The 10,652-nt window shown below is 47.0% G+C and carries 13 protein-coding genes; 9 read left to right on the top strand and 4 right to left on the bottom strand.

Going from position 1 to position 10,652, the window contains the following annotated elements; all coding sequences use genetic code 11:
- Positions 1 to 44: 44 nt before the first annotated feature.
- The gene (gene efp / locus B2X00_RS08630) at positions 45 to 614 is read right to left on the bottom strand and encodes an elongation factor P (protein ID WP_110574673.1); all 570 of its coding nucleotides are present in this window, start codon (positions 612 to 614) and stop codon (positions 45 to 47) included.
- Between the two features lie 111 nt (positions 615 to 725).
- Here efp and epmB point away from each other — a divergent pair, with 111 nt between their 5' ends.
- A complete protein-coding gene (gene epmB, locus B2X00_RS08625) occupies positions 726 to 1,748 on the top strand; it encodes an EF-P beta-lysylation protein EpmB (protein WP_290487172.1) in 1,023 nt (340 codons plus the stop codon).
- Positions 1,749 to 1,759: 11 nt separating this feature from the next.
- The gene (locus B2X00_RS08620) at positions 1,760 to 2,080 is read left to right on the top strand and encodes a hypothetical protein (RefSeq protein ID WP_071462212.1); all 321 of its coding nucleotides are present in this window, start codon (positions 1,760 to 1,762) and stop codon (positions 2,078 to 2,080) included.
- Here B2X00_RS08620 and B2X00_RS08615 read toward each other — a convergent pair.
- From B2X00_RS08615 to B2X00_RS08605, 3 genes are all read right to left on the bottom strand, one after another.
- On the bottom strand, positions 2,055 to 2,588 hold the full coding sequence (locus B2X00_RS08615; protein ID WP_290487171.1) for a DUF3016 domain-containing protein: 534 nt from the start codon (positions 2,586 to 2,588) through the stop codon (positions 2,055 to 2,057). The two genes, B2X00_RS08620 and B2X00_RS08615, sit on opposite strands and share 26 nt — an antisense overlap.
- Positions 2,589 to 2,721: 133 nt before the next feature.
- On the bottom strand, positions 2,722 to 4,365 hold the full coding sequence (groL, locus tag B2X00_RS08610) for a chaperonin GroEL (RefSeq protein WP_006954339.1): 1,644 nt from the start codon (positions 4,363 to 4,365) through the stop codon (positions 2,722 to 2,724).
- 47 nt (positions 4,366 to 4,412) lie between these two features.
- Positions 4,413 to 4,703, bottom strand: a complete 291-nt coding sequence (locus B2X00_RS08605) for a co-chaperone GroES (RefSeq protein ID WP_006954340.1) — start codon at positions 4,701 to 4,703, stop codon at positions 4,413 to 4,415.
- Between the two features lie 141 nt (positions 4,704 to 4,844).
- On the opposite strand from B2X00_RS08605, the gene cutA reads away from it, so the two are divergent.
- From cutA to B2X00_RS08570, 7 genes are all read left to right on the top strand, one after another.
- Complete coding sequence (cutA, locus tag B2X00_RS08600; protein ID WP_040487585.1) at positions 4,845 to 5,168, top strand: divalent-cation tolerance protein CutA; 324 nt, start codon at positions 4,845 to 4,847, stop codon at positions 5,166 to 5,168.
- Positions 5,165 to 6,871, top strand: coding sequence for a protein-disulfide reductase DsbD (locus B2X00_RS08595; RefSeq protein ID WP_290487170.1), 1,707 nt, complete (start codon positions 5,165 to 5,167; stop codon positions 6,869 to 6,871). The genes cutA and B2X00_RS08595 overlap by 4 nt, the downstream gene beginning before the upstream one ends.
- A gap of 155 nt (positions 6,872 to 7,026) precedes the next feature.
- Positions 7,027 to 7,497, top strand: coding sequence for a type II 3-dehydroquinate dehydratase (gene aroQ / locus B2X00_RS08590; RefSeq protein ID WP_290487169.1), 471 nt, complete (start codon positions 7,027 to 7,029; stop codon positions 7,495 to 7,497).
- Positions 7,498 to 7,517: 20 nt separating this feature from the next.
- The gene (accB, locus tag B2X00_RS08585; protein WP_006954347.1) at positions 7,518 to 7,973 is read left to right on the top strand and encodes an acetyl-CoA carboxylase biotin carboxyl carrier protein; all 456 of its coding nucleotides are present in this window, start codon (positions 7,518 to 7,520) and stop codon (positions 7,971 to 7,973) included.
- A gap of 20 nt (positions 7,974 to 7,993) precedes the next feature.
- Positions 7,994 to 9,343 (top strand): acetyl-CoA carboxylase biotin carboxylase subunit, encoded by a 1,350-nt coding sequence (gene accC / locus B2X00_RS08580; protein WP_290487168.1) that lies wholly within the window; start codon positions 7,994 to 7,996, stop codon positions 9,341 to 9,343.
- A 3-nt stretch (positions 9,344 to 9,346) separates the two neighbouring features.
- Entirely contained in the window at positions 9,347 to 10,228 is an 882-nt protein-coding gene (prmA, locus tag B2X00_RS08575; RefSeq protein WP_290487167.1) for a 50S ribosomal protein L11 methyltransferase, read from the top strand.
- Between the two features lie 125 nt (positions 10,229 to 10,353).
- A partial coding sequence (locus tag B2X00_RS08570; protein WP_290487166.1) for a tRNA-dihydrouridine synthase occupies positions 10,354 to 10,652 on the top strand: 299 nt, incomplete at its 3' end.

Here is a 10,652-nt window from a genome sequence, read left to right as displayed (position 1 = left end):
TAATACGTTTAACGTGGCTTTTGAGCGCCAGTCAGACATAGTATTTACTTTTGCACGCGTGAGACATACTCACCTGAACGAGTATCTACTTTGATAACTTCACCAATTTGCACGAACAATGGGACACGCACTACTGCACCGGTGATTAGTGTTGCAGGTTTACCACCTGTACCGGCAGTATCACCTTTTAACCCTGGATCGGTTTCGGTAATCTCCAACTCAACGAAATTAGGTGGTTGTACGTTAATCGGATTACCTTCCCACAAAGTAAGTGTACATACGTCTTGCTCAACTAACCACTTTTCAGCTTCACCGACGGCTTTTGCATCCGCTGCAACTTGTTCAAAGGTTTCATTGTTCATGAAGTGCCAAAACTCACCGTCGTTATAGAGGTATGCCAACTCCAGTTCAATTACATCGGCACCTTCCACAGACTCGCCTGACTTAAACGTTTTCTCAACGACTTTACCACTGATGAGTTTACGGATTTTGACACGGTTAAACGCCTGACCTTTACCTGGCTTAACCATCTCGTTTTCAACGATAGAGCATGGCTCACCGTCTTGCATGATCTTTAAGCCACCTTTAAATTCGTTGGTGCTGTAATTCGCCATAAATTTTGTATCCTTGTTTCTCAATACAACTTGATTGCCGCAATAATAAACCAATCCAAGCGGATTTTCAGGTAAAATAATGACATTAATTGTTAAATAGGGAGTCGTGCAGTGCAAACCCTTGAAGTATCAACGCGCGATGAATGGCAGCTCGAATTGGCTAAAAGCTATAAAGATCCGCGCCAGCTGCTTACAACATTAGGCCTCGATCCCAATGCATTCAACGATCACCTCGAAGCAAAAAAATTGTTTTCGTTTCGTGTGCCGCGGCCCTTTGTCGAGTTGATGGAGGCTGGAAACCCACAGGATCCTCTCCTGCGACAAGTGCTACCCGTCGTTGATGAATTCACGGTAACGCCAGGGTATAGCACAGACCCACTTAACGAAGTGACCGACAAACGCGAACACGCCGTTCCCCAAGGTCTACTTCATAAGTATGCATCACGTGTCCTACTTCTGGTTCAGGGGGCGTGCGCTATAAACTGTCGCTACTGCTTTCGTCGCCACTATCCCTATGCGGATGATGTATTACCGCGTAAGCAGTTTGACGAGTGCGTCGAGTACGTTCGTCAGCATCAAGAAGTGAATGAAGTCATTTTAAGTGGCGGCGACCCGCTGTTTGCCAATGATGGATACCTCATCGAACTCGCCGATAAACTGGCCGAACTGAAACAAATAAAGCGGTTACGTATTCACTCTCGCCTGCCGGTGGTGTTACCACAACGTTTAACCGAGCGTCTTGCGACGCATTTAACCCAACGCTTCGAGCAAGTGATATTGGTGATACACGCCAACCACGCTAATGAAATCGGAAGTTTACTTAAGCAGAACTTAGCAACATGGCGACAACGTGGTGTCACATTACTGAATCAAAGCGTATTATTAAAAGCGATCAATGACGACGCAGACGCACTCTCGCAACTCAGCGAAAGGCTTTTCGATGCGTCTGTGTTACCCTATTACCTACACCAACTCGACCCGGTTCAAGGAGCTGCGCACTTTGCCGTCAGCGACGCACGCGCACGTGAACTCTGGCAACAAATTAACGCCAAACTGCCTGGGTTTTTAGTACCCAAGCTCGTTCGCGAAATCCCAAACCGTGACAGTAAAACACCCATCATGCCGAGCGAATGAGGAACCTAACGATGAGTGAAGCAATTGATCGCGTTGACAAGCAGCTACAAGAACACCTTCGCGTGTTGTATCGCCAAGTTGTCGACGCCGACCAGTATTTAGATGACTTAAGAGAACAAGGTAAAGCTAAGTTTGACAGTATTTTTGTTGAACAGACAGCTTTCGATACCAAAGGCAACCGCTTTCAACCGTATCTCCAGGAAGTAACAAAGAACGTTGAAGCATGGCAACTGGAGCGTGACAATGAGGAATTGTTGAAAACCATTGTCGAGCAACTCCAGTTACTCACAGAGACGTTGGCTAGGCTTAAGCAGATCCGCCAGGCTGGTTAACCTTAATTTGCTCGGAGAAGGTTTGTTTAAACCAATCTTCGAGCATCTTATGCTCATAGTAATTGATATTACGTTGTCGCTTAATCGACGCCATACTGTCCATATCGAATCCCATGTCTTTCACAACGACAGAGTCCTCTTTAATGACCTGCCCTTGCGCGTCGGTTAACTTGTAAGTCAAATTCATGCGAGGGAAATCAATAGGTCGTACAACTCGAATATATGATGTCGCGCTTTGTCCATAAGTAGGCTCCACACGTCCAATTAAGTCGACATCGGTGACCGTCACATCGAAAGTTTGGCCTTTTGGCAATAAACTAGCCAGCTCATTAAATTTCTCAGTAAAGTCTTCTTTTGTCTTTTCTTGGAAGCGCGACTCAATGCCCGTAGCTGGCGAAAAATCAGTGTACTTCTCGACATCCTTGAACGTTACTTTAGCCTCACCCGCAAACACAGACGTTGCAATAAGTGATAGCGGAATCAACGTTGTAACCCATATCCTTTTCATAATCACCTCCATAGGTAATTGACTCACAAGATTTGACTACAATATAACCAAAAGATTCCCTGATTACACAAACAAACAAAAAAAGAGCCCCGGAGGGCTCTTTTTTAGCGTGTTCATGGTGCTGAACGGCAGATTACATCATGCCGCCCATACCGCCCATGCCACCCATGTCGCCCATACCGCCAGCAGACTCATCGTCCTTTGGGATTTCGGCAACCATTGCTTCGGTGGTGATCATCAATGAACCAACCGATGCAGCAAATTGCAGTGCAGAGCGAGTGACTTTAGTTGGGTCAAGGATACCCATCTCTAGCATGTCACCGTAGGTGTCATTACCTGCGTTGTAACCGAAGTTACCTTCACCTTCACGTACACGGTTTGCAACAACAGACGCTTCAGCGCCCGCGTTGTAAGCGATTTGACGTAGTGGTGCTTCCATCGCACGTAACATCATGCGAATACCTACGTTTTGTTCTTCATTGTCGCCGGTTAATTCCGCTAGCTTGCTTGCAGCGCGAACTAAGGCAACGCCACCACCCGGTACAACACCTTCTTCAACCGCAGCACGAGTGGCGTGCAACGCGTCTTCTACTCGAGCTTTCTTCTCTTTCATCTCAACTTCAGTTGCTGCGCCAACTTTAATTACCGCAACACCGCCAGCGAGTTTCGCAAGACGCTCTTGTAGTTTCTCACGATCGTAATCAGATGAAGTTTCTTCCATCTGTTGTTTGATTTGCGTGACACGGCCTTCAATCGCAGCGTCATCACCATTACCATCGACAACAGTGGTGTTATCTTTGGTAATAACAACACGCTTAGCAGTACCTAAGTCTTCAAGTTGAGTTTTCTCAAGCTCCATGCCGATTTCTTCAGAAACGACCGTACCACCCGTCAATACCGCGATGTCTTGAAGCATAGCTTTACGACGATCACCGAAACCAGGTGCCTTAACAGCCGCAACTTTCACGATGCCACGCATGTTGTTAACAACCAAGGTCGCCAACGCTTCGCCTTCAACGTCCTCAGCGATAATAAGCAATGGCTTACCTGCTTTAGATACGCCTTCAAGTACAGGCAGTAATTCGCGAATGTTCGATACTTTCTTATCAACCAACAAGATGAATGGGTTGTCGAGTTCAACAGAGCCGCTTTCTTGGTTATTGATGAAGTAAGGAGACAAGTAACCACGGTCGAACTGCATACCTTCGACAACATCAAGCTCGTCTTGCAGCGCTTGACCTTCTTCAACGGTAATAACGCCTTCCTGACCGACTTTGTCCATCGCCTTAGCAATGATTTCGCCGATGGTGCTATCAGAGTTAGCTGAGATAGTACCTACTTGTGCAATGGCTTTGCTGTCAGCACAAGGTTGAGAGATCTTCTTCAGCTCTTCGACAGCCGCAGTAACTGCTTTATCGATACCGCGCTTCAGATCCATTGGGTTCATACCCGCCGCAACCGCTTTCACGCCTTCATTTACGATAGCTTGTGCTAAAACGGTCGCAGTGGTTGTACCGTCGCCTGCTTCGTCGTTAGCTTTAGAGGCAACTTCTTTAACCATCTGCGCGCCCATGTTTTCGAACTTGTCTTCAAGCTCGATTTCTTTCGCTACAGAAACACCATCTTTAGTGATGGTTGGTGCGCCGAATGACTTGTCTAAAACAACGTTACGGCCTTTAGGACCTAAGGTCACTTTAACCGCGTCTGCAAGGGTGTTTACACCTTTCAACATTCTTTGACGCGCGTTATTGCCAAATTTTACTTCTTTTGCTGCCATTTTTTGATTCCTCTTAACTGTACTCTTAGAGACTGTTTAGATTCGGCTTACTCTTGGATAGCCAAGATGTCGCTTTCGCTCATGATCAGGTATTCTTCGCCGTCAATTTTTTCAGTCTTAACGCCGTACCCTTCATTGAAAAGCACTTTGTCGCCCACTTTCACGTCAAGTGGACGTACTTCACCGCTCTCTAAGATGCGTCCGTTGCCAACGGCAACGACTTCACCACGCGTTGATTTTTCTGCTGCTGAGCCAGTTAGAACGATACCGCCTGCCGATTTAGCTTCGACTTCGATACGCTTGATAATGACTCGGTCGTGTAAAGGACGAAGTTTCATTTCTCGATAACTCCTTAACCTATTGTTGTTGATAAAACCCACTGTGTGGGCGTTTAAATTTAGTCGTGACCTTTAAATGGGGTATGATTTTCTGTTATCAAGGTTTGCAAGAAAATTTTTTTCATCATATTCGAGGTGAACATGACTACCCCCATCCGCATGGTTTACACCACTACCGACGATGGCGAAGTTGCTGATAGACTAGCCAAAACAATGATTGAGCGACGTCTAGCCGCCTGCGTAAAAATCGTGCCCAAGGTGAGTTCTTACTATCGCTGGGAGGATAAAGTTCAGTGCGACAGTGAATACTGGTTGGTGATTAAAACCCATCATTGGCAGGTCGCAAACCTTAAGCAGTTTATCAGCGAACAGCACAACTATGATTCACCCGAGTTTATCGTTACAGAAATCGTTGACGGACTTGAATCATACTTGGACTGGGTTGAGGTACAAACCAAACCATGAAAAAAACATGTTCAACTTTATTACTTGCTTTCGTTGGTTGGTGTTTACTCACCACCAGCGCGCTTGCTCAGAACAAAAATTTATTCAACCAGCAACCTGAATTTTTACCTGTCGACCAAGCGTTTAAGATTCAAGTCATTAAAGAGCAGCCTCTTACCGTCGGTATCGAGATCCAACCAGGCTATTACTTATACCAGCACGCATTTAAACTGACGCCCGAATCGGTGCTAACTCGGCCTATCGACTACCCGCCTGCGGAGTCACACATCGATGAATTCTTTGGAGAGAGCCGGGTTTATCGCAACTATGTCGAGCTGACCTACCCACTGAATAACGCTGTCAACGAGGTGACCTTTCACTACCAAGGCTGCGCAGACGCGGGATTATGCTACCCGCCTGAAACTCGCGTTATTAGCTTTGAGCGTAACAACGATGCGCCATCGAACGCGTCGCCTAGCGCGGCAACTGCCAACTGGCAAATCCAACACGTTGACATCGCCACCTTGGGGCTTTTCTTTTTGCTCGGTATAGGGCTCGCCTTTACACCCTGCGTGTTCCCAATGTATCCAATTATTTCGGCAACCGTGGTAGGCGATAAACCAAAAACACTCAAAAACCTCGTCTTTCTTGCCTTCATTTATGTGCAGGGAATGGCTATTACCTATTCGTTGTTAGGACTTATCGTTGCCTCAATGGGGATGCAATTTCAGGCGTATTTCCAACATCCTTTAATCATTGGCACCTTAGCGGTTGCCTTCGCTATGTTTGCAATGAGCATGTTGGATGTTATTAACCTGCAACTTCCCTCGAGTTGGCAATCTCGTCTAGACCAAATCAGCAGAAAGCAAAGCGGCGGTCGTATTGCCGGCGTTTTTTCTATCGGTGTGATTTCAGGGTTAGTCGCTTCACCGTGCACGACCGCTCCACTCAGTGGGGCATTGCTATTCGTTGCGCAAACAGGTGACTGGCTCTCGGGCGCCGTTTTACTCTACGCGCTGAGTTTGGGCATGGGCTTGCCGTTAATTATATTTGCCGCATCAGGTGGACGGTTATTACCAAAAGCCGGTGCTTGGATGAATATCATCAAACACATACTCGGCTGGTTACTATTGGCTGCAGTGGCTTTCTTATTGGAGCGGCTATTTAACGACACAGTAAGCTTCTTTTTATGGCTTACTTACTTTGTCGGTCTAGCGGTGTATATGGGACGACATATTAACGATCTTAAGCATCCGTTAAGCCGCGCTTTACTCTACCTGCTGGTAACGGCGACAGCTATCGCTGGTAGCTATTGGCAAGTCGATAAATATTACGCCGTTAAGCAGGCCCACGGTTTTTTCACTCAGGTTGAAACGCGAGCAGCGCTTGAGCAACAGCTGAATAACGCACGCCAATCTCAGCAGTGGGTGATGGTCGATCTTTATGCTGATTGGTGCGTTGCATGCAAGGAGTTTGAGCAATATACCTTTTCACGCCGTTCAGTACAGCGTGCACTTGGCGAGTTTAAAAAGTTGCAGATAGACGTCACGGCAAATACCGCGGAGCACAAGCAATTACTCAGCGACTACCAAGTACTGGGGTTACCAACGCTTTTATTCTTCTCCCCAAATGGCGAGGAGCTCAAGCAGTGGCGTGTAACCGGCTTTTTGGATGAAGATGCGTTCAATGAACATTTACAAAAGATGAAAGACACTGCAAACTAGAGTTTGCGGCGAAAATCGCTGATAAGACCAGTATTTTACTGCAAACTGGCATAACTCAACTATAATGCAGAAAGTTTTGTCAAAATGGTGGCTAAATTTTATTGAACCACCATTAACTTTTGACTTTTAACATGTTCGTAACTTTTGGCGGCAATATGCAAAACACTTCTCGACAAAAAAAGCATATTTTGGTTTTAAACGGCCCTAACTTGAACTTATTAGGAAGCCGTGAGCCCAATATATACGGACATGAAACGCTTGAAGATGTTGAGCAATTACTTCAAACACAAGCAAATACGCTCGGTGTCACGCTTGAGTGTAAGCAAAGCAATCGCGAATATGAATTGATCGAATGGGTGCACGCAGCGGCGCAGAAATCCCAGATGATCATCATTAATCCCGGTGCTTTCGCGCACACGAGCGTGGCGCTAAGAGATGCGTTGCTTGGCGTGGGAATACCTTTTTACGAAGTACACATCTCCAATATTTATCGTCGCGAAGCATTTCGACATCACTCATATTTGGCAGATATAGCCGAGGGTGTCATTAGCGGCTTCGGCATTTACGGTTACGAGCTGGCGTTGGCTGCGGCTAATCGGCTCATCGATTCAACTCTAGAAAAATAAATTAGAGGTTAAACAGCACCATGGATATCCGCAAGATTAAGAAACTCATTGAGTTAGTTGAAGAATCGGGCATTTCGGAATTAGAAATCACTGAAGGCGAAGAATCTGTTCGTATTAACCGTTACAGCCCGCAACCAGCGCAAGCACCTATCCAATACAGTGCCGCGCCTCAACAAGCAGCCCCGGCACCGGCAGCACCGCAAAGCTCTGACAGCGCGCCCGCCGAGTCAGAGGAGATCTCGGGACATATCGTTCGCTCGCCAATGGTAGGTACGTTCTACGAAGCACCATCACCAGATGCAAGTCCATTCGTGACTGTCGGATCACGCGTGAATGCAGGTGACACGCTGTGTATCGTTGAAGCGATGAAAATGATGAACCAAATCGAAGCGGATAAGAGTGGCGTTATTAAGCAAATCTTGGTCGAAAACGAAGAGCCTGTTGAATTTGACCAACCTCTGTTCGTCATTGAGTAAGACTAAACCGGGAACGCATCATGTTAGATAAAGTGGTCATAGCAAACCGCGGTGAGATTGCACTTCGCATTCTCCGCGCGTGTAAAGAGCTAGGCATCAAAACGGTCGCTGTTCATTCAACGGTTGACCGTAATTTAAAGCACGTCTTATTAGCGGACGAAGCGATATGCATCGGTAAAGCGCCCGCCGCAGAGAGCTATCTCGATATTCCGAGAATTATCAGCGCCGCCGAGATTACCGACGCCGCCGCTATTCACCCAGGTTACGGCTTTCTTGCTGAAAACGCTGACTTTGCTGAACAAGTCGAAAAATCAGGATTTGTATTTGTTGGACCGACAGCCGATGTCATTCGTCTGATGGGCGACAAAGTGTCAGCCATTAAAGCCATGAAAAAGGCGGGGGTGCCCTGTGTACCTGGTTCAGACGGTCCATTGGACGACGACGATGAGCGCAACATTAAATTAGCGAAACGCATCGGCTATCCAATCATCATCAAAGCAGCCGGCGGTGGTGGCGGTCGTGGTATGCGCGTTGTGCGTCAAGAGAGTGAACTACTCAGTGCTATTCGCATGACCCAAAACGAAGCGCGTGCGGCGTTTGGTAACCCTGTCGTGTACATGGAGAAGTTCCTTGAAAATCCACGCCACGTTGAAGTCCAAGTGTTGGCTGATGGGCAAGGTAATGCGGTTCACTTAGGTGAGCGTGATTGCTCTATGCAGCGTCGCCACCAAAAAGTGGTTGAAGAAGCGCCAGCTCCAGGTATAACGCCAGAAATGCGTAAATTCATTGGCGAGCGCTGTGCAAAAGCCTGTATCGAAATCGGTTACCGTGGTGCAGGTACCTTTGAGTTCTTGTACGAAAACGGTGAGTTCTACTTCATTGAGATGAACACTCGGATTCAGGTGGAGCACCCCGTTACCGAAATGGTCACAGGGATTGATTTGATCAAAGAGCAACTGCGTATTGCAGCAGGTCGTCAACTCTCGTTCAATCAAGAAGATGTAGTGATTCGCGGACATGCCGTTGAGTGTCGTATCAATGCGGAAGATCCTGAGACCTTTGTCCCTTCACCGGGCCAAATTACTCGGTTCCACTCACCCGGTGGGTTTGGTGTACGTTGGGATTCACACGTGTACACCGAGTATAAAGTGCCACCGAACTATGACTCGATGATTGGCAAACTAATTACCTACGGTGAAAACCGTGACATCGCCATTGCTCGTATGCGCAATGCGCTGAACGAGCTGATTATCGAAAACATCAAAACCAATATTCCATTGCAGAAGTCCATCATGGCTGACGAAAACTTCCAACACGGTGGTACGAATATCCACTATCTTGAGAAGAAACTTGGCCTTGGGGGTCACTAACCAGTGCCCTGGATTCAATTGACATTATCAAGTTCAGAAGAGCATGCACCCCAAGTGGGTGACATGCTCATGGCCAACGGTGCACAAGCAGTGACTTATCGCGATGGAGCTGATACGCCAATTTTCGAGCCACCACTGGGCGAAGTCTTGCTATGGCAACATACCTTAGTGACTGGCTTATTCGATGCCGATATCGATATGAAGCCTGTCGTGGCTAACTTAGAGAAAGCTAAAGTTGTACCCAAACCACTGCAGTACAAACTCGATGGACTTGAGGACAAAGACTGGGAACTCGAATGGATGGACAACTTTCATCCTATTCAGTTTGGTAAACGGCTATGGATCTGCCCAAGTTGGCGCGATATTCCAGAGCCCGACGCCGTCAATATATTGCTCTACCCAGGTATGGCATTTGGTACCGGGACTCACCCCACTACAGCGATGTGTCTCGAGTGGCTTGATGCTCATGTAAAAGGTAATGAGCAGATAGTCGACTTTGGTTGCGGTTCTGGGATCTTAGGCATTGCTGCGCTTAAATTGGGTTCTGCCCATGCGTTAGGCATTGATATCGACAAGCAAGCACTTATATCGACACAAGAGAATGCTGAGCGAAATCATGTCGCCGATAAGTTTGACGTCTATTTGCCGGAGCAACATCCAAGTGTCCAAGCTGATATTGTTTTAGCGAATGTACTTGCTGGTCCGTTACGTGACTTAGCTCATGTTATCAAAACGTTCGTAAAGCCAGGTGGACGCCTCGTACTTTCCGGCATACTCGCACGCCAAGCGCAATCGGTCATCGACGCTTACGCGCCGGAAATTGAATTTGAAACACCAACTCAACAAGATGAATGGGTCATGTTGGCAGGATACCGCGCAGAGTGACTCTGCGCGACTTTTGTCAATAGTAAAAAATTAAAAAAAGACCAAATTTGCATACTTTTTAGCCTTTTCTTTATCCCATAAATTCCATAAAATTCTCTCCCTTTTCGCTGAGTAGTTTTTGACCGATGCGGATTGGTTCATATTCATTACCCAACAACCTGATTTTAGCGCCAATGGCCGGGGTGACTGACCAGCCATTCCGACAGCTTTGCCATAAGCTGGGTGCTGGCATGACAGTTTCTGAAATGCTGTCGAGCAACCCTAAGGTATGGCAAACCGATAAATCGATGCAACGCATGGATCATTCGGGTGAATTAGGTATCCGGTCGGTACAAATTGCAGGCTCTGAGCCCGAGTTGATGGCACAGGCGGCGAGAATAAATGTCAGCCAAGGCGCTCAAATTATTGATATCAATATGGGCTG

It is taken from the genome of Idiomarina sp. UBA3162 (assembly GCF_002364475.1).
In the GTDB taxonomy this organism is placed as follows: Bacteria; Pseudomonadota; Gammaproteobacteria; order Enterobacterales; family Alteromonadaceae; genus Idiomarina.
This window is presented reverse-complemented; position numbering and strand designations above follow the sequence as displayed.

Bases quoted from the DNA above. Each gene is read 5' to 3' on its own strand.
- efp (WP_110574673.1), bottom strand. From the start codon at position 614: ATGGCGAATTACAGCACCAACGAATTTAAAGGTGGCTTAAAGATCATG.
- B2X00_RS08620 (WP_071462212.1), top strand. From the start codon at position 1,760: ATGAGTGAAGCAATTGATCGCGTTGACAAGCAGCTACAAGAACACCTT.
- B2X00_RS08615 (WP_290487171.1), bottom strand. From the start codon at position 2,588: ATGAAAAGGATATGGGTTACAACGTTGATTCCGCTATCACTTATTGCA.
- groL (WP_006954339.1), bottom strand. From the start codon at position 4,365: ATGGCAGCAAAAGAAGTAAAATTTGGCAATAACGCGCGTCAAAGAATG.
- B2X00_RS08605 (WP_006954340.1), bottom strand. From the start codon at position 4,703: ATGAAACTTCGTCCTTTACACGACCGAGTCATTATCAAGCGTATCGAA.
- cutA (WP_040487585.1), top strand. From the start codon at position 4,845: ATGACTACCCCCATCCGCATGGTTTACACCACTACCGACGATGGCGAA.
- B2X00_RS08595 (WP_290487170.1), top strand. From the start codon at position 5,165: ATGAAAAAAACATGTTCAACTTTATTACTTGCTTTCGTTGGTTGGTGT.
- aroQ (WP_290487169.1), top strand. From the start codon at position 7,027: ATGCAAAACACTTCTCGACAAAAAAAGCATATTTTGGTTTTAAACGGC.
- accB (WP_006954347.1), top strand. From the start codon at position 7,518: ATGGATATCCGCAAGATTAAGAAACTCATTGAGTTAGTTGAAGAATCG.
- accC (WP_290487168.1), top strand. From the start codon at position 7,994: ATGTTAGATAAAGTGGTCATAGCAAACCGCGGTGAGATTGCACTTCGC.